The sequence below is a fragment of the Pseudanabaena sp. lw0831 genome (genome assembly GCF_016584665.1).
Taxonomy (GTDB): Bacteria; Cyanobacteriota; Cyanobacteriia; order Pseudanabaenales; family Pseudanabaenaceae; genus Pseudanabaena.
On record NZ_BBJB01000056.1, the window covers coordinates 76851 to 99892 of the forward strand.

Consider the following 23042-nt stretch of genomic DNA (forward strand, 5'->3'; position numbering starts at 1 on the left):
CAACCCGTTCATTTACAAACCGCCACATCCATAAAACCTTGAGCAGCTATCAGATTAGTTGCAGCAGTTGCATCAACTGCTGGAGAAAACAGAAAACCCTGCCCATAGTCACAGGAAAGAGATCTCAAAACATTAGTATGTGCTTCTTTGTCTATGCCTTCGGCAACTACTTTTAGCTTCAACTGATTAGATAGGTTAATAATCATTGAAGTAATTTCTAGACTATTTGAATTAGTATCAATGTCTTTAATAAAAGAGCGATCAATCTTTAAGGCTGTAATTGGTAGAGATTGGAGATAAGAGAGAGAAGAATAACCTGTACCAAAATCATCAATTGAAATTCCGATAGAGCGATCCCGCAATTGAGCTAGAACATCGATGGCAGTTTCGATGTTTCCCATTAAGACACTCTCAGTAATCTCTAAATTTAAGCTTTCTCCATTCAAGCATGCGGAGCTTAGACTGCGATCGATATCTTCCAATAGCTCTGAATTAATTAATTGCAAACTCGATAGATTAACACTAATGCTGTCAGGACAAATGTCAGGAAATTGGATTTTCCATCGACCCATCTGCGCACAAGCTTCAAATAAGAGCCAACGCCCTAATGGAATAATTAGTCCCGTTTCTTCTGCTAATGGAATGAACTCTAGGGGTGATATCCATCTTTGATTTGGGGTCAGCCACCGTGCCAAAGCTTCAAAGCCTTTAATCTTCCCTGTACTCAGTGAAAAAATCGGCTGATAATATACTAAGATTTGCTTGGATTCTATCGCTTCTTGCAAATTAACTTCAAGGTTTACTCGATGGATAGCCTTCTTTTGCATACTATCATCATAGAAAATCGTACGTTCCCTATCATGTCTTGCGTAGTCAAAGGCAGTGTCAGCCGCCCTCAAAAAGTCTTCTGGTTGGCTATCTTCTAAGTCGCTAGTGACAGCCCCTATATGCGTCTTTGATGATACGGTAATCTCCGCAAGTTGAACGGGAAGATTGAAAAGTTGATGAAGCTGTTCAATATGATTTTCAATAGTGGATAAATTTTCAACATCCTGTAGCAATATCGCAAATTCATTGCTTTCCAATCGGGCCACGACCTTAGATGGAATATCCCAGTTTCCCAATCGATGGGCAATTTCAACTAAGAGGCGATCTCCAAGTGTATGGCCAAACCCAGACTTAATGATGGGATAGCGTTCTACATCTAGCTTTAATACGGCGAAAGAAATACCTTTTGTTCGCTTTAATTCAATGCTTTTAGCGATTTTCTGGATCAGTCCATAGCGATTGCTTAAGCCAGTCAGTTGGTCATAGAATACTAAGCTATGGAGTCGATCTAGAGTTGACTGAAGCTTTTGCTTTTGTGCTCTCAAATCATGAACAAATGCCAGCGTTTTGTTAATTGTAATTTCTAAGTCTTCAAAATCGATAGGCTTAATCAAAAAGTCGAAAGCCCCACGATTCATCGCTGTGCGAATGTTCTTCATGTCCCCAAATGCGGAAATAACTACGGCTTTTAGCGGACATTCAAGCTCTGCTAGGTTTGTCAACAAGGTTAATCCATCCATCTTTGGCATCTGGATATCGGTTAAGATCATGTCAATCGAATTCGATTCCCGTAGAATCTCTAGTGCTTCCACCCCATTTTGAGCAAACAGAAAACTTATCTCTCCATTCCGAATTCTTTTTCTAAATATTTGCTTAAACAGTCTTTGAATTTCAAACTCATCATCAACGACTAGTACTAAATTTATCCCTTCTTTCATAGTTGAGTTTTGGTGTAGGTATCCTTAATACCAATGTATGAATTATTCTAATTTGGAATTAGGATCTTGATTTTTTAAGTATATCTGTTGGGTATCGTAACAATTATTTCAGTAAATTGGCTAGTATCAGGATTAATCGTTAAAGTGCCTTTATGTTGCTTGACAATTATATCGTGAGTGAGAGAAAGACCTTACCCAGTAGCATCTCCAGGCGGTTTAGTTGTAAAGAAAGGGTCTAAGATCTTGGTTTGAATCTCTGGAGCAATGCCACAACCATTGTCACGAATCCTAATCTCGACGCGATCGCCAAGACCGCGTATCGAAAGGCTGAGCGTGGGATGATAGTTTTCTGCGTCTTTCGAGAAATCCAGAAGATTGTTTTGATAGCGCATGGCATCACAATCATTATCAATTAGATTAATGAAAGCCCGACTCATGGCTCCCGTGACTAGATCAACTAAATCTAGATCGGTTGTATAGTCAGTCAGAATTGTGATGTTGAAGTTGCTATCTTGCATTTTTTTACTGTGATACGCCAACTTTAAGGATTGGTCGAGTAAATTATTGATTTGATTCGGCTGCGGGATTGCCTTTGCATCATCAGTACGGGCATGTTGCATCATGTTGGAGATGATATTTTCAGCTCTTTGGCTATGAGCGCGAATTGTCGTGGCATTTTCTTGGAGATCGGCGATCAAGGATGTGACAAAATCTGAGGTGTCGATATCTAAAGAAGGAAGCAAAGGCTGAATTGTGTCCAGCAATTCTTGACTCAGTTCGATTGCGCCTTTCGCGTAGTTGGTCCCAAAGTTGAGATGGTTGCGAAGTTCGTGGGCGATTCCAGACGTAAGCGTGCCAAGGGAGGCAAGTTTTTCTTGGGCAATAATTCGCTCTTGGGCGTTTACAAGTGCGGCAGTTCGTTCTTCAACTCGGAGTTCGAGACTTTTATTTAGTTGAGATAATTCTTGGAGAAGCCGATCGCGTTCTAGTTCTGCGGATTTGCGATCGCTAATATCTTCAGAAATACAGATTAAATAATCAGGGTTGCCATGCTCATCGAATATAGGTACTTTAATGGTATGCAGAATTCTGCGACCCAAAGTCAAACTGTCAATTGGTTCTTCAGGAATATCTTCAATTTTACCGAGCGCAAATGATGAACGATCTTTCTGATTAAAGAAATCAGATTGCTCTTTTGGGAAAAAATTATAGACTGATTTGCCAAGTGCTTGCTCTTTACTACAACCGAACATGAGTTCGCAGGTATTATTCCACAACAAAAATTCGCCAAATCTTTCTTCTTTGCCATTTTTGACAAATAGAGCTACTGGTATATTCTCAATAATTGCTTCTAAAAAGTTACGAGTTTTTAACATTTCCTGTGTTCTTTCCTGTACACGCTGCTCTAGCTCTGCATTCAATATTTGCAAATCCTCAAACACCTGCATTCTCTCTAGTTCGGCAGATGCCCTCGCCCCAAAGATACGTAGTAGTAGTTCCGCCCGTTTTGGATTATCTAAAGGTTCATGATTTAACACACAAATTACCCCGATCTTCTCGCCTGCTGAATTTTGTAAGGCAATTCCCATATAACTCTCAACATTCGATCCCACCAACTCGCGGAGAAGAGGAAATTTCTGTTGCACGCCAAAACAGTTATAGATCCCCTCTCGAAAGGCTAATTCGCATGGAGTATTGGTACTGTTATAAACTACATTTGCTTGAACTTGATTGTCTGCATACCATGCTAAAGTCGCTAGGTTTCCCCCAACAGTTTGGGTGATGAAGACATGGGAAACATCAAGGGCGATCGCAATATGCTTAACTAATTCTGGAAAAAAAATCTTGACCAGTAACAGAAGTAGTACCTTCCAACAAACTTTGGAGCGCTAATTCTGATTGCTTGCGATCGCTAACATCTCTAACTAAAAGCACAACTTTATCTTCTGTATAGGGGACAATTCTCACCTCTTCGGTTTGAATTTTGCCATCCACCGATATCTCTTGCTCGTAAAGTTGAATATCCCCCAGTTTCAAGAGCCTCATGGATCATTTTCATTCTTTGTTCAACTACATTAGGAGGCAAATCCGGTAATGTTGCAGACTTGTTGAAAGAGGTTAAAATAGAGGGGAAGAAATGATGGTAACAGAAGCAGTTCATTGTCCAACTTGCGGAGGCATAGATATTTATCGGCACGGATATAGTGCCACAGGTAAAAAGAGGTACATGTGCCGAAACACAGAATGTACACAGAAGACTTTCATAATTGATTACACGAATAAAGAATATTTACCAAGCGTAAAGCAACAAATTGTGGACATGGCAATGAATGGTAGTGGAATACGAGATACAGGGAGAGTATTGGGTATCAGCCCTACAACCGTAATTAAAGAGTTAGGACTTACGCAAAGGGAAAAAATGATGTAAAAAGGAAGAATGATTTGAGGAAAAGCAATGACAAAAAAGTTTAGCACGCTAGATTATTGTCAGTAACTGCTAAGTAGTCAGATAAACTACACAATCACCAACTTAGCAGACCATATAGAAGGATATAGTCATGACCAGATCAACCGATACCTAAAAGCGGAGAAACTAACGCCGAAATTGCTATGGCAAAACGTGAAACCAACGATTGTGTCAGATGAAGCCAAGTATATGTACGTGCTGTTTGACGACACAGTGTTAGACAAACGCCATGCCAAAGAGATTGAGATGGCACAGAGACAATACAGTGGCAACGAGCATGGAGTTGTGCAGGGTATAGGATTGGTCAACTGTATCTATGTCAATTTCAAACGGCACGAATTTTGGGTGGTAGACTATCGGATTTATGACCCTAATGGTGATGGCAAGAGTAAATTAGACCATGTGTCCGATATGCTCAAGGGATTAGTCCATAGCAAGCAATTAGCATTTCAGACAGTGTTGATGGATAGTTGGTATGCCACGCAACGACTAATGGCAGAAATTGACAACTTCGGCAAAATTTATTATTGTCCACTCAAGTCCAATCGTCTAGTCGATGATAGTGGTGGAGTGGAAAAATATAAGCGGATTGACCAACTCGATTGGTCTGAGAAAGAATTATTGCAGGGAAAATTGATCAAAATCAATAAATTCCCCAAAGATAAAAAGGTGAAGCTATTCTGGGTCACTGTTTCTCCTAGCAGGACAGAATATGTCGTGACTAACGACTTAACTCAAGATTACACCCCTGAAGTACAAGCTATTTGTTCTATCAGGTGGATTATTGAGGAATTTCATCGGGAAATCAAGCAATTGACGGGGATTGAGGCTTGTCAATGCCGTAAATCCAGAATTCAGCGTAATCACATCGCCTGTGCCATGTTGGTTTGGCATCATCTGAAGCGTTTGGCTTTTCAAGCTGGTAACACCATTTACCAACTTAAATCTGGGCTTTTGTCTGATTATTTGCGTTATCAGCTTAAGCATCCTTCTATTTCTATGGCTCTTGCGTAAGTCCTAAGAGTTAAAAAAAACAAGAAGAGGTAGAGCCCGTCAATTACCCCTTGCTAGAAAAGCTTGATACCGATGAACTGGACATAGATATTCATCGGGTTGAAGATGCCGAGATGGACGAAATGTGGAGCTTTGTGGGCAATAAGAAACAACAAAGATGGTTATGCGCCCGCCATTGACCATGCTACGGGAGCAGTTTTGGCATATGTCCTAGCCCCACATCAAGATAATGCTTTAGGTTCCCTGATGAATCTCTTAATACCTTTTGGGATTACCCGATTTTTTACTGATGCTTGGGGAGGATATGAACGTATTCTAGACCCTGAAACCCATGTAATCGGAAAGGAAAATACCCAGAAAATTGAACGCAAACATTTAACGCTGAGAACTCGAATTAAACGATTAGCCAGAAAGACTATTTGTTTTTCCAAGTCGATTTTGATGCACGATATTGTAATTGGTTTGTTTATTAATCGCTATGAATTTCCATCTCTTTCCTGAATAGCTATTCAAAAACTTTGAAGCATTACCCCCTATTTCTCCTTTTTTAAGATAAATATAGAAAATAACTGCGATTTTCTATATTTGTATTAAAACTGCTGCTGAAAAATTGTTGGGGCGTTGACCCGAAAAGGCTCTGCACCTAGAGATTTTGGGTCAATGCGCCAACGCTCCTCTATAGTGCTGTACTCAGCAATCTTCTGATCGCGGCGATTGTGCAATAACACGTTAAAGTTTTGCTTTTGGGCTTCAGTGCCTAGCTTAAATAGAAAACTAAAACGCTGTAAATAATCAGAAGCTGTCCATCTGGTTGTATTAATCGTGACAATTGCCTGTCTTGATTCTGCATCGATCTCAATATTTTCCACCCAACCTTCTTGTAACCGTTGAGTTTTCCACCAGAGACTTGGCTCAACAGGTGCTTGAGGGATACTGATTTTCTCCTCGGCAGCAGCCTGCTTAGCGATCGCGAAAGGAGCGATCGCACCAATACTTAGCACCAATAAAACATGATTAACAATTCGCCTGTCAGCCATCCTAAACCTCATGATGTATTTTTCAGGACTTTAGCCATTATATAACCATATCAAAACCGAAAGAGGGATGGTGGCGCTAAGCACCGCCATCCCTCTTTCGGTTAAACTGAAATGGCGACAGCTATAATCGCTTTAAGTACCTCGGCGTAATTAAAATCCAGATTCAAAACCTATACCCCCCACTGCGCGGGCGGCATAGGTTTTGGGGTTTTGTGTTTAATTGCGTCTACTTACTTAGAAGGAGTAACGGGGCTTAAAGTTCCCCATCGCAAGACTATTAAACAGGAGTAACATCATGCCAGTTGTGGCAGTGATCGACTACGACATGGGCAACCTGCACTCAGCCTGCAAAGGTTTAGAGATGGCAGGCGCAACCCCAATCGTCACCAATGATCCGCAAGAGTTGGCTGATGCCGATGGTATTGTTTTACCAGGGGTAGGAGCATTTGATCCTGCGATGCAGAAATTGCGGGCAACCAAACTAGAACAACCTATACATGATGCGATCTCTTCGGGCAAGCCATTTTTAGGAATTTGCTTAGGAATGCAAATCCTATTTGAAAGCAGCGAAGAGGGGCAAGAATCTGGCTTAGGAATCATCAAAGGGCAAGTCAAGCGATTTAGGCACGAGCCAAATCTGACGATCCCGCATATGGGCTGGAACCAGCTAGAGCTAAGGCAAGCCAATTGCCCGCTTTGGCAAGACTTGGGGGCTAGTCCTTGGATGTATTTTGTGCATTCCTATTACACTGCACCCGTTGATAGCTCCGTGACGGCAGCAACAACAACCCATGGCAGCCAAACAGTTACAGTCGCGATCGCCAAAGATAATGTGATGGCTGTGCAATTTCATCCCGAAAAATCATCCAATGACGGGATACATTTGCTATCAAATTTCGTCAGAATGATCAGTGCGTAGCATAATAGTATGTGTCTTGTGAGATTTATGAAGATCCAAATGATCAAAAAACTGGGTATTGTTTCTTGTCTAGCTGTAGCTTGTGCTGTGGTTTCGCCATCAGTAGTTCGCGCCCAAAATAATGCAGGATTTATTCTGTTTGGCGGAATAAAAGATAGCGCACTTGACTATTGTCTTGACAATGGCGGTAGTGGTCGTAATGATCGTTATTATTTAGAAGTAAAGCCACAGAAGTTTAAAGTTTCCGAAGTAATCATTACCTATCCTGAGCATTTCAATGGTAGCTTTGATACTAGTGAAATGAAACTGCGTGTAACTGATCAATGCCGTGGGGGCAAAGATTTGGAGATTGAATCGGCTACTTGGGATAAAGAAACTCGCCGCATTACGATCATCCCTAAAGAGGAAATCCCCTCCAAAACAGCAATTCGAGCCGTGCTATCCAACGTCCGAAATCCCGACTATAGCGGTTTCTATCAGCTTGATGGTAGAGTCATGCGTGCTGACATCCCCGTACCTCAATATATTGGCTCATGGGTAATCACCCTCGACTAAAACTATAAAGGCTCGCAACGCGAGCCTTTATAGTTAGGTGGTTCTTACAGCGCTTTGCGCTGAAACCAGAACCAAGAGTTTTGTTAAAAGTGCTGCAAAACAGTACTTTTAACAAAACTCTTGTGGTTATTTTGATTACAAATTGCTGTAAATTTCATACTTGAAAATGAATATTCTTATTAGTAATGATGATGGCATTTATGCAGCGGGGGTAAGAGCGCTAGCCGAGGCACTTAGTGATACTGAGCATCGGATTACGGTTGTCTGTCCAGATCGTGAGCGATCGGCAACAGGACATGCGCTAACTTTGCAAGAGCCTTTACGAGTTGATCAAATTTCTGGTGTTTATCCTGCGGGAATTGAAGCTTGGGCTTGTTCGGGTACGCCTTCGGATACGGTGAAATTAGCACTTGATGCATTACTAGGCGATCGCCCAGATCTAGTTTTATCAGGAATTAATCGCGGCGCAAATTTGGGAACGGATGTTTTGTACTCTGGTACTGTATCGGCGGCGATGGAGGGAGTACTAGAAGGCTTACCTAGTATTGCCTTTAGTTTGGCTAGTTTCACACATCCAGACTTTAGTGCTGCTGCCAATTTTGCCAAAAAAATAGTCAAGATGATCGCAACTTATCCTCTCAAAGAAGCAATTCTACTTAATGTAAATATCCCTGCAATTCCCGAAGCAGATATTTGCGGAGCTGTAGTCACTCGTTTAGGGATTCGTCGCTATAAGGATCTATTTGAGAAGCGCATCGATCCGCGTGGCAAAACATACTACTGGCTATCTGGTGTAGTCGTTGAAGAAGAAGCGGAAGCAGATACAGATATTCAAGCGATTCGAGATAATTACGTGACGATTACGCCGCTTAAGTATGATTTAACTCTCTCTTCGGCGATGCCATTTTTGCAAACATGGACAGAAAAATTAACTACTTTGTCATCTTTCTAAAACAAAGTGAGTGTTTGCGCGAAGCGCAAACACTCACTTTTTGATTGATCGTGAGAAGGATAACGTTCCATTATCGGCATCAATTTCAGCGATACAACCAACAGGTAAGGGAGCATTTTCGCCATCATGTCCGAATGGCAAATGCATCACAATCGGAATCCCTAAATTAGTCAGCCGATCGCGCCATACTTCTTCCATTGTAAAACTGAGAGTAGAAACTTCCGATTGACTAAAACGCCCGATCGCAATCCCTTTTAATTTTTGTAAATGTCCCGACCAACGCCAATGGGTTAACATGCGATCTACCCGATAAGGAGCTTCGGATACATCCTCGATCGCTAAAATTACATTTTCCAAATCAGGACAAAGATCTGTGCCGATGATATGCGTTGCGAGAGTTAAGTTTGCAGGTAAGAGAACACCTGTTGCTTGACCATTATTCCAGCCTTCCCCTGATAATGCGATCACATTAACTTTTCCTTCGAGCCAATCAAATAATTGCTGTTGAGATCGCGCTGGTTCATTGCCTAATGTGGTGATGACTGGTGCATGTAAGCCACCAATTCCCTTGTGTTTCGCTAAACCCCAGAGTAAAGCCGTAATATCAGAAAAACCAATTAACCATTTAGGGCGATCGCTAAGCTCTTGCCAATCAAGTTTTTCGAGTAGCCGCATTGAGCCATAGCCTCCCCGCGCACAGGCGATCGCGACACAGTCAGGATCGTTCCATGCCTCGATAAATTGCTGACAGCGATGCTCGTCGGTTCCAGCCAGATAGCCCCAAGGCTGACTAAGATCATCAGGTATGGTCAATTCATAACCGCGATCGCGCCAGATTTTTAGTCCTTGCTCAAAGCGTTCCCTTTCGCGTAATGCACCACTAGGAGCAATGACGCGCACTTTTTGAGAAGGTGTAATAATCGATGGGAATTTGGTTGGCTGCATAGTTGATTTCGATTAAGAGAAACACAAAATATTTGTTAAATATGCTGCAATGCAGCATATTTAACAAATATTTTGTTTGCCAAAAAGCCTCGCTAAGCGAGGCTTTTTGGGGTTAAGACTGACGAATTTGGAAGTGTTGTTGAGGAACAGGGAATCCAGATTCACTAAAGCTTTCGCGAATAACTCGATTGGTGTCAAAATAGACTTGCCAATAGTGAGCATTGTTGCAGAAAGGACGTACTGCAAGCACTGGTCCCATTGGTGTGAAGTCGATAATTTCAATTACAGGTGCAGGATTGCTAACCACATTGGGAATGTTACTAATCCGTTCTTGGAGAACTCGCACTGCTTCATTGGAGTTAACAGAATGGTCTAGTTGCGCTTGAAGGTCAACGCGACGATATGGATTTGTAGAAAAGTTTTGAATATTGTCAGAGAAAAGTTTGTTGTTACCGACAAATGTACGAACGTTATCAGGTGTATCGATGGTCGTTACAAACAAGCCAATTTCTACAACTGTGCCTGTAGTACCCCCAGCAGAGATAAAATCGCCAACTTGAAATGGACGTAAAACAATCAGGAAGACACCTGCGGCGAAGTTAGCTAATAACCCACTCCATGCTGCCCCAATCGCGATACCAGCCGCCGCTAAAAGCGCAGCAAAGGAGGTTGTTTCAACACCAAAGTAACCGAGAATGGCTACGACTAGAATGATATTGAGTAACACTGAAAGACTAGAAGTTAGATAGCTAATCAGTGTTGCATCAATACGTTGTCTTTTTAGCGTACTGGAGGTAATGGAGATCGAAAAATCGATCAGTTTGCGCCCAATAAACCAGAGGATTATCGCGGCAATAACTTTAAATGCTGCTCCAGCAAGCAAATTTAAGTTAGTTGCAATAAAAGTTTGAATAGTTGCTGAATCCATCGGAGTAAAAATTTTCTCCCTTTTGAAGTAGGTGAAGTAAGCAGAATTTACGTCAATAATAATTGGTGAGCGCACAAATAGCGAACAAAGCGCTAACATCGTCACAGAAGCAAAGGTAAAGTTATGAGCCGTTATTCTAAGCGCGATCGCCAAATCGAGAAGCCAGAACAAATATCTCGCGATTCGACCAAAGAACGAATTGAAATGTTTTTTTGTTTAATGCCAGTATTTGGGCTGATCCCATCGGCGATCGCCTTGGTGCGACAGCGAAGCAGTCGTAAAGTCCGCGATGTTAGTCAAGTGGCGATCGCCTTGATGTTGACTTGGGCGATCGCCTATGGGGCAATGGGTGGAGTACCAACGGATGGTGAAACTTTACAAGTTACCGCAGAACTATTGAAAGCAACCTTAAGTTCGGGCTATTTTGCGCTCTGTATGTATTTGATGTATCGCTTGTATCGTCATCAGGCGATCTCTTTACCATCGTTAAAGATTTTGGCTGAACTTAACGAATCGAGATCGGTAAAACGGGATCAAAAGCCTGATAATTAAAATCTGTTTATTTATAACAATTTACGATCAAAATACTCATAATCAATTTTTTAAAAGTTGTGCTTTGCAACACTTTTAAAAAATTGATTTGTTCTGGTTTGAGCGTAAAGCGTTATAAGTAATGGGCGGCGAGCAACGCCACTCATTAAAACCATGCGTAGTTTGAGGAGATGTATTTTATGGCTTTACAAAATGGTAGACGTGCTGCTGGAGGTTTTATGAAAGACTTTCAGGACTTTATCATGAAGGGTAATGTGATTGATTTGGCAGTTGCTGTAGTCATTGGTGGCGCTTTTGGCAAAATTGTCACTTCTTTGATCGAGGACATCATCACCCCTTTGCTCCTGAATCCAGCGCTCCAAGCCGCCAATGTTAAGGATCTTGCTCTGTTGCAAATCAATGGGATTAAATATGGTGTGTTTCTTGCCTCAGTGATTAACTTTCTCGTCATCGCTTTTGTAATTTTCTTGATCATTCGTTCTTTTGAGGCGATGAAGCGTAAAGAAGTTAGGGTGGAAGCTGCGGCTGAAGTCAAGCCTGATCCTCAAGAACGTTTGACATTAGCTGTCGAACGCTTAGCAGAAGTGATGGAATCCAAATAAAATAAATTCCCAAATCTGTAAGGTTTCGCCTCTGCGGGGCGAAACCTTACAGATTTGGGCTTGCAATTAATTACGTCTATTTACATAAAATATAAGTGTGTGCAAAGCATACACTTATATTTTTGAGACAGATACCTCTAGACTGCTCGCATATCATGCCATTTAGACAATTCAGAAATAAAATTCGCTACTCAATATCTGCATCTCTTGTAATTTTAGGAATTGCTATTGGTCTCAATGCTTGCGTTAGTCCCAATAACGACAAAAAACCTGAAGTGGATAAACCACCTGTCCCTATTTTCCTGTTCATCCAATCTTCTCCCGATGGCAAGACGATCGAAGGCATTGTCCCATCCGATTTGGTAGAACAGTTCGGCAGTTTAGATCGGGTAATTCAATCGATCCCTGTGGGCAGTAAATTTGCATTGATGCAGTTTGGTAAACCCCTTGGTATGTTTCAAGTGATTGCAGTGCGTGGTTCAGATGCTTTTGGTGCGATCGCTAGCTTTAAAGTACAAGCACCAACCGAAAGCGATAAAAATCAACAGACAAAAAGCCTCGATCCTGCAATTTTGCGTCAGCCCAATTTAACAATTGTGGCTAGCGATCGCATTAATACGGCAAGCGATCGCACCTACTTTTTTAACTGCCCCAGTAAAATTCAACCCCGTATACTGGAAAAATCGCGTAATTTATTTCTGAAACTTGGTGCAAATCAAGCGGCAACCTCACAAGTAGCGATCGCCTCATTAGTATGTGCAGATATCGACGGCGACAACCAGCCTGAAATCATTGCAGGTTTACGCCTCGACAATCCAATTCGTCCAGCAGGATTTGATCCCCAAGTGTGGAAAGATTTTCTATCTCGATCCGCTCTTGAGCGCCAAGAGTACAGCATGTTAGTAATGTTACGGAAATCGGCGAACGGAGATTGGTCACCAGAGCCAATTTTGACCCATACTAGAGCGCTTTCCTACATTAACGATAGCGTAAGTAGTTATGCCCTCTATGGTATCCAAGAACTCAATGGCGATCGCTACCCCGAAATTATCGTCCAAGAAATTGGTTTAAATTCGCTTGATGTGCGCGTGTTTACACCCAATGTCGATGCACAAGGCAAATGGCAATGGCGCAGTTATTACCAAAATCAGCGATCGCTAAATATTGTTCAATAAAAAAAGTGATGAGGCGCAAAGCGCCTCATCACTTTTTTGGGTTGTGACGCACATCGCACTATACAGTAAAAAGAAAATCCTTTTGCCATGCACTTAGACAATTCCATCGACTATCCAGTTCTCTACAAGCAAGTACGCATTCTTCACACTGATTCATCCTCAGAGATTGCGGAAACTTTTGCCGATGTTTTTGTTGATAGCGATCGCCAAATCCACACTAACTTTGATCAATCCCAAATTCCTCAGGCAATAAATATTGATGAGCGTTCAGGTATTTTCCTAGGAACTGGGCTGATTGACCTTTACAGCACTAGTAGCGAGCCAGGGCATGAATCTAGAGAAACGATATCTGAGCTAGTGCAAGCAGCTAAAAATGGCGGGTTTGCCAAGATTGGCATTTTGCCCAATACCCAGCCCGCGATCGATGATATTGCTGCCCTAGAATTTTGGCGCAATGTGCAGCAAAAACATGGAGATATTCTGCAACCTTGGGGCGCTATTACCAAAGGATTAGAGGGCAAACAACTCACCGATATTGCCGAGCTAGCCGAATCCGTAATTGGCTTTACCGATAGCAAACCGATCGCCAATTTACTGCTGGTTCGCCGCGCTATGGAATATATCAAACCACTTGGTAAAACAATTGCTCTATTTCCTCAAAACCCTGACCTCGCAGGTAGTGGCGTAATTCGTGAAGGTCGATGGTCGCTACAGTATGGAATGACTGGCTATCCCGCCGCCGCCGAAACCACTGCCCTCGCCGCCTTAATCGAGTTAGTCCGCCTCACCAAAACCCCGACCCATTTCATGCGAATCTCTACCGCTCAGAGTGTGGAATTAATTTCTCAAGCTAAAAATGATGGATTACCTGTAACCGCTAGTTCAACTTGGTTACATCTCTGTCACTGCGATCGCGATTTAGAAACCTATGATTCCAATCTCCGCCTCAGCCCTCCCCTCGGCAGCGAAAGCGATCGCCTAGCTCTAATTGCAGGTGTCAAATCAGGCGCAATTGATAGCATTGCGATCGACCATACTCCCTGCGCTTATGAAGAAAAAGTCGTGCCTTTTGAGGTTGCGCCCGTAGGTGCGATCGGCTTAGAGTTTGCCCTCCCCGTCCTCTGGCAAAACTTAGTTGCAACAGGATTGTTAACTGCTAGTGAGCTTTGGCAAGCTCTTAGCGTTAACCCAGCTAAAATCTTAGGACTCCCTCAACCCAAACTCTCAACTCTTTTCGAGCCAAGTTTAGAATGGCTAGTTGCGAGTGGTGAGATCTCATCTCAATCGAGAAATAGTAATTATATGGGGCGATCGCTCATCGGCAAAGTTTTATGAAAATCATTGCTTTGATGAAAATTTTCCGACCACGTAACCAGAAGCTCCAGCTGCAAACTCACAGGTTTTCATAAATAACATCCCAATTCCTAAAAATGGGTTCTTGAAAAGCTTGACAGGGTTTGCAAAGAAAACTCCGTATCTACGAATAATTGAAGTTTGTTTATGTAGCCGATCTTTGTTCGTATCCTTATGAATATATAGATCTAAGGTTTTTGCGTAGTAAAACTTTTTGCGACAGGATGTAAACAAATTCAGGTTCCGCTCGTTATGATAGATTAACGTTTTAACACGACCAATACTCCCAGCCCCATGCTTTGACTCGATACGATTCGGTAGATCGTAGTCTTCCCATCCCGTCATAGCCTCGTCATAGCCGCCAGCTTCAAGATACGCATTCTTATCAAAAAACCTCGAAGCTTCTTGCCAATCAACACCACTATAAAAGGATCTTTCTAGCTTCTTACATTTAGCCCAAACACCTTCACCAAAGGATTCTTCAGGAATAATTAATGCTTTAAGTTGTAAATCTTTCTGGATAACTTCAACACAAGCTCGCACAACCCCCTTCGTCAATACCATATCGCTGTCAATCATCAAAACATACTCACCACTGGATTGATGGACACCAAAATTTCTCTGAGCGCTTCTTTCGTCACCTTTGTTGTAGACATGCTCTGTGTATCGCTTTGCAATCATTTGAGTATTGTCATCCGAGCTATTATCGACAACAATTAGTTCAGTTTTTTCATAGCACTGTTCTAGGATAGATTTCAGACATGGCTCCAAAAAATCAGCAGAGTTATAAGTTGGAACGATAACAGATACCAATGGAAATTCCATATAATGCTCTCTCAATTCACAGATTTCAATTTTTTCACTATTCAAAATATCTTAGATCAATACAGATTATGTTAAATCATTATAGTCTTGTGATTTATTGCGATCGTCATCCCTACTGGGGCAGACAAAGGACTTAAGGCTCTTATTCCTCAAGTTATTTAATGACCAAAGTAGGTAGGCACAATCAAATGTAAAGCCTTAAAAACTTTACTGCCAGATGGGTGGGCGGTGTAGATTTTGACTCTAGGTTTTAATTATTCTGAGTTACTTAATACCCCCACGACAAATACAGTTTTATGGTTTCTTTAAACTTCGTTTAAAGAAACCATAAAACTGTATTCAGAAAGGAATCACTTTTTTGAATAAAAAGTAAATACTCGATCTAAAGCATTTTTGATGCTTTGGTCTTGTGTTAGCTGATGATAATAACTTAGCCCCTTCACCAATGCCAAGTAATCTACTGTTTTCTCTTTATCAAAATAAGTTTCCCCTCCCACAGCAACTCTAGTATTGCCTTTTGTATTGACTTCACCACTAGGCAGAATGGATTTTAGTTCGAGCGCAACAGCTCGCTTAATAGCATCCCACACAATCGGTCTTTGATTAGCTTGAGAACTCAGATTTGTGTAAAATAGCACCGCTTGCTGAATAGAAACGCCTTGGTAGCTACTGTCAAAACCATATAGCTCTAAAAATGCACCTTCAGTATTCTGTTGTTGCAATGACATTATGGCAAATTTTTCACCTAGTCTTACTGCATCTTTTCGATCTAAAGCTCTACCTGTCAGATAATAGGCATTAGCATCTTTCCACAGACGATTTGTAGCTCTTCCATTTCCGTCTCCTTTGATTAGTTCAGATTCTTGTGACATCAACCAAGTTAGAGAATTGGAAATGGATGGATTCATTTTGATGATTTTTGTTCGCAAATAACTAGTTTCATTGCTTTCTTGAAACCATCTGGAATTCTTACATAGCAATAGGCTTTCACCTAAATCATTTAAGTAAAATGCCACACTACTTGCAGAACTCTTCCCCTTACTCTCAGGAGCATAATCCTCAAAGCTTCCTTCTGTCTTCTGAAAAGATAGAGGATATTCTATGATTTTGATTCCAATATCAACCAACTGCACATTTTTAGTCAAAATTCCATAGGTAATAAATCGACTGGAGTAGCGTTGAAACCCAACAGACATAAATCCTTCCCGATTTCGACCGATCGCACCAGTTTGGCTATCTACAACAACAGCTTTTACTAAGAAAGCCAGCAAATTGGGATCGACTTTGGTTAGAACACTCCACTGCGAACCTGAAGGCGTTTGAGCCTCAGCAACTGATGCTCTATTTCCTGTAGTAGACCATAAAAAATTTTCTGGAGAGAAGACAAAAGAAGTCAATACTGTGGTCAGTGCTAATAAATATTTGAGAATCATCTTTTTCTTGAGCCTATTATTTTGTGGTTTTTAAGCCTTTGGAATCTAGCAACAAAATTATGGCTCCAGGGAGCGCGAGAATCCAACCAAGTATTGTAAAAGTAAGAGATAAAAGGACTGCCTGTTCAGCTGTTAAGCCAATTCTAGTAAATAAATATGCCCACAATCCTTCTTGAATACCTAACCCGCCCAAGGAAATCGGCATCAAGGTCACAACTATAGAAATGGGTGTAAATACCAAAAGTTCCAAATATGAGATGGGAATTTGTAATTGTTGAGCAAGGAGATATTGATAAAAAATTATTGATAACTGAATAACAAAAGAAATTGCGATCGCCAGACCAAGGGATTGGCGATGTTTAAGGTATTGAATAACGATAATCTGAACTTTGTCAAGGCGATCGCAAACACTTCCAAGCCTTATTTTCGATAACCATGGCCTACTCCAACTAAGTAGCAAAGGACTAGCGATTAAAAGAAAACCTCCCCAAATAATGCCAGCACATACAAGGAAGAGCAAAACAATATCCCAACTGCCAATAATTTTCAGTGCGGGTGGTATACCCACAAGAGCAAGAGCAAAAACGGCTGCTAACCCTGTAAATCTCTCCAAAAAAACCGAAGCAAAAGCTACTTCTGGAGCGTCAATTACTTTAGTAATTCGATAAACACGATAAACATCTCCCCCAACAGAGCTAGGCAAAAAAATGCTGACAAACATCCCTGCAAAATAACTGCTAAGTAAATAGTGAATTGGTATATGGTAACCCGCAGATTTGAGAACGACTTGCCATCTTAGACAACTAAGCCATTGACAGCCAGTATAAAATAGCAAAGCAAAAAGAACAAAAGGTAAAGAAAGAAATTGCAAGCGGCTCAGAACTTGATTGAGATCAATACGTGTAAGAATAAAGACAAGTAGCCCCAAACTAACTGTTGTCTTTAAAAAAATCGGTAACTTATCTTTCATAGATGGCTTCTAACAGCTTTAAAAATTGGGTAAAATTCAATAATTTCCTATGTCTTTGCCTTGATTTGTCTCGCTTGGAAGCATACCATCCGCTTTTTGCCATAGACGCAGGCGAACCCCATAAGGTTCAAACACCGATTTTCCTAGTGCCCGAACGTAGTTATATAGTTTTCTTTGATTTGGTTCTTTGGGTTGTGGATTGTCATCTAGCTGAATCCAGACTCGATTTGACTTACTTAATATTTCAGAAAATTGATCGATGCTGTTAACTACCTTACCACCTGCCCAGCGATCAATCATTTGCCCTTTCTTTAAGTAAAATCCATCAAGGCTTAAAATACCTTGAGATGGCAAAAAGTAATCAAGTTTACCAAGCGAGACAGCGGCAGCAGCTGGTAAGTTGGCTACTACAACATCATCAGGCTGCAAATTTTGTTTGACATAGTCAAATAATTGTGGGTTTTGCCTAGCGAGAGCATCTTGATAAGCCGCTAGTACCCTGTTCGGTTCTAAATTACCAATAAACAGTAGCGCAGCGCAAAAAAGTGCGATCGCTCTCAAAGGTAATAAGTTGCTAATTCCGTTTTCGAGTATTCTCCCAAGACTTCCTGAAATACAAAATGCACTGTAAACAGATAAGGTCACAAAAAGCGGATAAATTGCAAAAGTATAACGAGGAGAAATTTGAACTACTAAAATTGTAATTGACAATAAAAAAAGGCAGACGCTACTAAACAGAAAGATTAGTTTGGCATTTCTTTTGATTAGAAAATAAACAAATCCTAATAAAAAAAATAAACTATAGATTACATTAATTCTGCTATTGCCAACTAGCAAACCTTCTGCAAAACCAGTAATATCCCCTAGCTGTAGTTTAACTTGTACAGATGATCCACTAGATATACCTACAGGTGGAGTCAAGCAACGAATAAGAAAGAAGATACCATTAAAGCCAAATATTACTAACACCATGACACTACTCATAACAATTGACCAATCCTTCTTCAGAGAAAATGGTCTGTAAAAGCAGAGAAATCCAACTAGAAAACAAGGTAAAAGCGTCAAGTATCCTTCTTGGCTAAGCAAAAAAGCCATCGCCGAAACAAAAAACAGATGTTGATAAATTTTCCCCTCTTTGAAAATAAATCCCTTAGCGAAGAACCAGAAGGCAAACATAACATTCATTTGGAGGAACTGATAGAACCTCGTATTGCGCGAAATAGCTAACTCCCATGGATCGATCGCTAAAATTGCTGTAACCAAAAGAGCTAGCCATATTTTCCCAGTAAACTTACGGGTCAGCAAAAAGACTAGAACTAGGGTGATTGTCCCAAAAATAACGGATGTAAATCGGGCATTTTCAGAAGAGAAGCCAAATATCTTGAGCCAGAGAGCAACAGAGTAGTGATAGAGAGGTCCGCGAGTATACCAAATACCCGAGGTGGCAACAGGTGCACCTGTATTGAGAATTCCTCTGATGGCATCAAGGGAAGTATTTTCATCGGAGTCTCTTGCTGTCGCGCCCAAGTCATATGCTCTCAAGCCAAACCCGATCGCAACAATAGTCGTTAGCCAAATCCATTGTCCCCAGCTAGATAATTGCAACTTAGCGAATAACCAGCCCCAATCTTTCAGCAAAGGTGCTGTGTTTTTATCATCTGCCAATGAGACTTTTAATTTATTGCTATCTGGGTATTGTGAATTGTGCCAAATGCAACCTAACAAGGTGATTACTTGAATGGCAACAAACCCAATCAATATGAGGATATTGATAGAAGGATGAGCAAATAATATGCCCATCTCTGACTCAGCATAACGGTGTTTTAGCAATCCCATGCCGATTAGGAATAATGTTCCTGGCATCATTATTCCTGCTCCAGCAATCAACGAATTTAAAGCACCCGAAGTGTAAAATCCCAATTGCCCAATCAGCAAAGTATTAGCAATAGCTAATCCCATACCCAATAATTGCCAGCCGATATTATGGAGTAAAAAGTTAGGATAGTTAAGCAAATAGGCATTGCCTTCAAATTCACGGTTAAATTCTTGAGAAGAAGGAGGTCTTAATAAGATCGCACTCGGACTAGATTCATCAAGGCTTGGTTTTGATGACGTTTTCCAACTTGAATCAGTAGCGATCGTATCAACAATTTCATCATTGATAGTTTCTCTCCAACCATCTAAGTAAAAGCCTAAAGGGCTTTTTTGCGAATCATTTGAATTAATAGTTAGCGATCGGGCTACCCTCGCACTCAGAACATTTTTACCTTTTTGGATTAAATCGGTAACTTCAAATAGGTGTAGACTTTTACTGTCAGCGCTTCCATACTCACTAACCATTTGACCGTTTAACAACAACGAATATTCTCCATCCCCAGAAAATCGAATAAAAGAACGTCCTCGAGATTGTGGAATATTCCAAACTCCATGGAACCAAAGCTCCCCTCTATTACTCTCAGTTCCAGTAACCCAAGAGCCTTCTAGAAAGCGTTCATAAATATTTGGACTCAATCTACTAAAAGTTTTTTCTGTAATTACACCTGCTAACTTTGCTTCTACCCAGCGTTCATCGGGAAAATCTGGTTCAACCCAAGAAGTACTTTGGTTGTTTTCTGCAAGTGAAGATACTTTCCATTCTGATTCGCCAGTTGTAACACTTAGAGGCTTTGCTCCCTTCACAGGATAAATATATCCTTCAACCACAACACGAGCATCCTGTCGCTGCTTTTGAACCTCTAAGGCAATTACATTTTTGCCAGTACTCAAAACTTTAGATAAATCAACATAAAACGTTTGTTTCCAGTGGTGATGATATCCTATGAATCGATTTTCAAGACGAACATCATAAGGTTCACTATCATTTATATTTTGATTGGCTAAGGTATTACGAGCAGCAAAAGATAAAGAACTATTTGTCGTTGCTAATTGCCGTCCAAATTGTTTGCCGTTAACATAAAGAATAAAGCTATTATCAGCACTCAGCCGTAACCATGCTGCCTCTGGCTTATTGGTTAGATTGACTGTATGACGAGCATATAGTCGATAACTTGGCTGCGGTGATTCGATCCACTGTGCCGCAGGAGACCAAGAGACTGAAGTCAATGGCGTTGGGGCTTTATCCCATATTGCAAAGCCCAACATCCCTAGTAAACAGCCTAGAGTCAGAACCAACGCTAAAGCTAATAGAGAATGCCCAAATCTCTTCATTGCTCTTCCTCAACAACAATTTTCCAAGCGCTATCATCCAATGATTGTCGATATCGTAGCCAAGCATTTTTATAATCTTTATCTTTAAAGCCTTTCCAAGCAAGGTGTAAATATGCCTGCCCCAATAAAGCTGAACGTGGACGTTGAGCATATTTTTGCGTCTCTATAATTTTTAAGGCAGTATCCGCAGACTTGTCAAACTCACCATTAACTGCTCTAGCTAACATCAAGTCATACAAAGCTTCAGTATGATTTGGAAAGATTGTTAAAATTCTTTCAAAAGAATCAGCCGCACTTGCAGCGTTACGATTACTCGGACTATTAAAATTTCTAATACCCTGATTTAAGATCGCAGCAGCGAGGTATCCTCTCACTAAAAAGTTTTTCGGTTGCAGGTTAAGTGATTCCTGAAAATGAGTTTCAGCATTATCCCAATCTTTTTGGCGATAGCCTTCTAAACCTTTTACTAGTTCAACTAGAGAAGTGTTAGGTTGCTCATTGTAATAACCAGCTTTTGCCATTCGCTCCCAAAAGAAATTATCACCCTGTAAGGGTGGATATAACGTTGCCAGAGTTTTACTCATACTCTGAACAAAGCCATATTCACCTTTAGCATAGTATATATTTAATTGATAATTAATAATATTAGGTACTAGTACTGATATAGCTAAGAATAACAAGCCTACTAAAAACCATGGCAGCAAGTTCCGCATATCTCTAGCCATTAATTGTAATGCTTTATCGCTTTCACCTAAATATAGTCCAAATAAACTAATCGAAAAGCCAAGAATTGCGATCGCCCAATTTAGACTTATGTATCCAAAAAAACTTACATCGTAGCCAAGGACACTAGCAATAAACTTCTCTAGAGAAGGCACCTGTAAAAAACTACTATTTTTGATTAAAGCGTTTAAACTTGCATATGGGGTATCTGGTTCATCCAAGAGTATATTTTGTTTCCATTGAGATTGAATCTCTGAAAAATTCCTTTCTACATGACGATCAACTCTAGCGTTCTGGCTAGAATAATTATTAGCTAAAAATGTAATTGCAGGTGACCAAGTAACTTGAAAATAGGGAAATAGTAAAACTATAAGTAAGCCACTCCAAAAAAGTAATCGCAGAGCTTGTTTTCTGACTTGCCAAACAGTCAAAAATATCCCAAGCAAGCCAAACAAAACTGGTACTATTCTGTAGTAGTTAGCGATTGTAAGACTGACACCAAAGGATTCTAGAGTGTCAGAGGGTAGTGTATACCATGCTGATCTAGCACTCAAGATTAGGACAAGAGAACCGACAAAAAGAATGATCTTTTGCCTATTCACTTGAGACAATGTCCAATTAAGCGATCGCGATACAATTTTCATTGGTATACAAATTTAACTCATAAAAATCTCTAATACTTGTTTTGATTACGATTTCTAATTTCCTCTTGATTACAAAAAAATTGTTGGCATCAAAATATTCAAGGCTTTTTTCTACCTTATATTAAGATTTTTTTTAATCTGCTCTTTGATCTTTTTAGCTTCTTCGCGATCGCCAGCTGTCGTTAGCCCAAATAATCGGTGCTTAAGCGTACTGATCGGGTTATAAAGTTTGGCAAGCAGAGCTTTCAGTGGAGAGACTTCCTTAGTTGCCCAAACAGTTGGTCTGCGAGGTGGTACTTGGCTTAGTTCAACTTCTCGATAGAAATTTACTAAAATTGATTTCCGCGTTATATCCTCAGGCAAATTTAACCGCCGATAGCCATGAAAAGTTGTCTCGTCAGACTTTATAATCGTGCATCGATTAAATACTGGAGAAACCTCATATACTTTGGGATTGTCATGATGGTGCATCAGCAACTCACCGCCATAATCGTCTTGCCAATCCCTATTGAGATAAATCAAGAGAGTTAGCTCATGTATCCAAGTCTCATTTTTAGGATGCAAATTAAAATCAACATGCATGTCTAAAAATCCGCCATCACGCGCTTGATGAAGTTCACCACAGTAATCAGCATCCATGAATACTTTCTTGCCAGCGACCTGGCTAATGAATTCACTAAATTCATCCGAGAGCAAGTCTTGATGCAATTGAGAGAACAAATCAGATACTTGAGACCAAAATGACAACTCGTACTTTTGTGAGAACAAATAGTGATGAGAAGAATGCATCAATGACAATGCAGGGAATTGTGAAACTAGCGTGTTCGCCAAATCTTCATGCAAGAAATTTTCTATGACAATATGAGCGAATGGAATTGCATTCAAGAATTGATTATTTAGACTTTTAGGATCTTTGCAGACTTCCTCATTAATGACTTTTAGCATTTACTTATCCTTAAACTAAACTGCAAAAAA

At 40.6% G+C, this 23042-nt stretch carries 22 protein-coding genes and 1 pseudogene; 11 read left to right on the forward strand and 12 right to left on the reverse strand.

Annotation, left to right across the window (positions count from 1 at the left end):
• Nucleotides 1-8 precede the first annotated feature (8 nt).
• The 3 genes from APA_RS10635 to APA_RS10645 all read right to left on the reverse strand — a co-directional run bounded on the left by APA_RS10635 (nucleotide 9) and on the right by APA_RS10645 (nucleotide 3812).
• Nucleotides 9-1766 (reverse strand): bifunctional diguanylate cyclase/phosphodiesterase, encoded by a 1758-nt coding sequence (locus tag APA_RS10635; protein ID WP_201322251.1) that lies wholly within the window; start codon nucleotides 1764-1766, stop codon nucleotides 9-11.
• 191 nt (nucleotides 1767-1957) lie between these two features.
• On the reverse strand, nucleotides 1958-3355 hold the full coding sequence (locus APA_RS10640; RefSeq protein WP_201322252.1) for a PAS domain S-box protein: 1398 nt from the start codon (nucleotides 3353-3355) through the stop codon (nucleotides 1958-1960).
• A 232-nt stretch (nucleotides 3356-3587) separates the two neighbouring features.
• Complete coding sequence (locus tag APA_RS10645; RefSeq protein WP_201322253.1) at nucleotides 3588-3812, reverse strand: hypothetical protein; 225 nt, start codon at nucleotides 3810-3812, stop codon at nucleotides 3588-3590.
• A gap of 94 nt (nucleotides 3813-3906) precedes the next feature.
• Here APA_RS10645 and APA_RS25485 point away from each other — a divergent pair.
• The 4 genes and pseudogenes from APA_RS25485 to APA_RS10660 all read left to right on the forward strand — a co-directional run.
• Nucleotides 3907-3993, forward strand: a pseudogene (locus tag APA_RS25485) (IS1 family transposase); the annotation flags it as partial.
• Complete coding sequence (locus APA_RS10650) at nucleotides 3994-4194, forward strand: IS1-like element transposase (RefSeq protein ID WP_236579502.1); 201 nt, start codon at nucleotides 3994-3996, stop codon at nucleotides 4192-4194.
• 66 nt (nucleotides 4195-4260) lie between these two features.
• Nucleotides 4261-5247 carry a transposase gene (locus APA_RS10655; RefSeq protein WP_236579503.1) on the forward strand — a complete coding sequence of 329 codons (987 nt, stop codon included), beginning with the start codon at nucleotides 4261-4263 and terminating at the stop codon, nucleotides 5245-5247.
• Between the two features lie 105 nt (nucleotides 5248-5352).
• On the forward strand, nucleotides 5353-5748 hold the full coding sequence (locus tag APA_RS10660; RefSeq protein ID WP_201322255.1) for an IS1 family transposase: 396 nt from the start codon (nucleotides 5353-5355) through the stop codon (nucleotides 5746-5748).
• An 89-nt stretch (nucleotides 5749-5837) separates the two neighbouring features.
• Here APA_RS10660 and APA_RS10665 read toward each other — a convergent pair whose 3' ends face one another.
• Nucleotides 5838-6284: a hypothetical protein gene (locus tag APA_RS10665; protein ID WP_201322256.1), complete on the reverse strand. Its 447-nt coding sequence runs from the start codon at nucleotides 6282-6284 to the stop codon at nucleotides 5838-5840.
• Nucleotides 6285-6579: 295 nt separating this feature from the next.
• Here APA_RS10665 and hisH point away from each other — a divergent pair, with 295 nt between their 5' ends.
• The 3 genes from hisH (at nucleotide 6580) to surE (ending at nucleotide 8710) form a co-directional block, all read left to right on the forward strand.
• The gene (hisH, locus tag APA_RS10670; protein WP_201322257.1) at nucleotides 6580-7203 is read left to right on the forward strand and encodes an imidazole glycerol phosphate synthase subunit HisH; all 624 of its coding nucleotides are present in this window, start codon (nucleotides 6580-6582) and stop codon (nucleotides 7201-7203) included.
• A 39-nt stretch (nucleotides 7204-7242) separates the two neighbouring features.
• Nucleotides 7243-7758, forward strand: coding sequence for a DUF2808 domain-containing protein (locus APA_RS10675; RefSeq protein WP_201322258.1), 516 nt, complete (start codon nucleotides 7243-7245; stop codon nucleotides 7756-7758).
• 166 nt (nucleotides 7759-7924) lie between these two features.
• A complete protein-coding gene (surE, locus tag APA_RS10680) occupies nucleotides 7925-8710 on the forward strand; it encodes a 5'/3'-nucleotidase SurE (RefSeq protein ID WP_201322259.1) in 786 nt (261 codons plus the stop codon).
• Between the two features lie 33 nt (nucleotides 8711-8743).
• Here surE and APA_RS10685 read toward each other — a convergent pair whose 3' ends face one another.
• Together APA_RS10685 and APA_RS10690 are read right to left on the reverse strand one after the other, a co-directional pair.
• The gene (locus APA_RS10685) at nucleotides 8744-9655 is read right to left on the reverse strand and encodes an LD-carboxypeptidase (RefSeq protein ID WP_201322260.1); all 912 of its coding nucleotides are present in this window, start codon (nucleotides 9653-9655) and stop codon (nucleotides 8744-8746) included.
• Between the two features lie 112 nt (nucleotides 9656-9767).
• Nucleotides 9768-10583, reverse strand: a complete 816-nt coding sequence (locus tag APA_RS10690) for a mechanosensitive ion channel family protein (protein WP_201322261.1) — start codon at nucleotides 10581-10583, stop codon at nucleotides 9768-9770.
• A gap of 123 nt (nucleotides 10584-10706) precedes the next feature.
• Between APA_RS10690 and APA_RS10695 the strand changes: the two genes are divergently transcribed.
• From APA_RS10695 to APA_RS10710, 4 genes are all read left to right on the forward strand, one after another.
• The gene (locus APA_RS10695) at nucleotides 10707-11135 is read left to right on the forward strand and encodes a hypothetical protein (RefSeq protein WP_201322262.1); all 429 of its coding nucleotides are present in this window, start codon (nucleotides 10707-10709) and stop codon (nucleotides 11133-11135) included.
• 179 nt (nucleotides 11136-11314) lie between these two features.
• Nucleotides 11315-11737 carry a large conductance mechanosensitive channel protein MscL gene (mscL, locus tag APA_RS10700; RefSeq protein ID WP_201322263.1) on the forward strand — a complete coding sequence of 141 codons (423 nt, stop codon included), beginning with the start codon at nucleotides 11315-11317 and terminating at the stop codon, nucleotides 11735-11737.
• Between the two features lie 155 nt (nucleotides 11738-11892).
• Entirely contained in the window at nucleotides 11893-12912 is a 1020-nt protein-coding gene (locus APA_RS10705; protein WP_201322264.1) for a hypothetical protein, read from the forward strand.
• Between the two features lie 87 nt (nucleotides 12913-12999).
• Complete coding sequence (locus tag APA_RS10710; RefSeq protein ID WP_201322265.1) at nucleotides 13000-14247, forward strand: dihydroorotase; 1248 nt, start codon at nucleotides 13000-13002, stop codon at nucleotides 14245-14247.
• Between the two features lie 3 nt (nucleotides 14248-14250).
• On the opposite strand, the gene APA_RS10715 is transcribed toward APA_RS10710, so the two are convergent.
• From APA_RS10715 to APA_RS10740, 6 genes are all read right to left on the reverse strand, one after another.
• Nucleotides 14251-15090: a glycosyltransferase family A protein gene (locus tag APA_RS10715; RefSeq protein WP_201322266.1), complete on the reverse strand. Its 840-nt coding sequence runs from the start codon at nucleotides 15088-15090 to the stop codon at nucleotides 14251-14253.
• Nucleotides 15091-15440: 350 nt separating this feature from the next.
• The gene (locus tag APA_RS10720; RefSeq protein ID WP_201322267.1) at nucleotides 15441-16523 is read right to left on the reverse strand and encodes a hypothetical protein; all 1083 of its coding nucleotides are present in this window, start codon (nucleotides 16521-16523) and stop codon (nucleotides 15441-15443) included.
• 16 nt (nucleotides 16524-16539) lie between these two features.
• Nucleotides 16540-17493: a lysylphosphatidylglycerol synthase transmembrane domain-containing protein gene (locus tag APA_RS10725; protein WP_201322268.1), complete on the reverse strand. Its 954-nt coding sequence runs from the start codon at nucleotides 17491-17493 to the stop codon at nucleotides 16540-16542.
• 36 nt (nucleotides 17494-17529) lie between these two features.
• Nucleotides 17530-20700 carry a glycosyltransferase family 39 protein gene (locus tag APA_RS10730; RefSeq protein ID WP_201322269.1) on the reverse strand — a complete coding sequence of 1057 codons (3171 nt, stop codon included), beginning with the start codon at nucleotides 20698-20700 and terminating at the stop codon, nucleotides 17530-17532.
• The gene (locus APA_RS10735) at nucleotides 20697-21644 is read right to left on the reverse strand and encodes a hypothetical protein (RefSeq protein ID WP_201322270.1); all 948 of its coding nucleotides are present in this window, start codon (nucleotides 21642-21644) and stop codon (nucleotides 20697-20699) included. Before APA_RS10735 ends, APA_RS10730 begins: the two co-directional genes overlap by 4 nt.
• A 534-nt stretch (nucleotides 21645-22178) precedes the next feature.
• Nucleotides 22179-23012, reverse strand: coding sequence for a 2OG-Fe(II) oxygenase (locus APA_RS10740; protein ID WP_201322271.1), 834 nt, complete (start codon nucleotides 23010-23012; stop codon nucleotides 22179-22181).
• Nucleotides 23013-23042 lie beyond the last annotated feature (30 nt).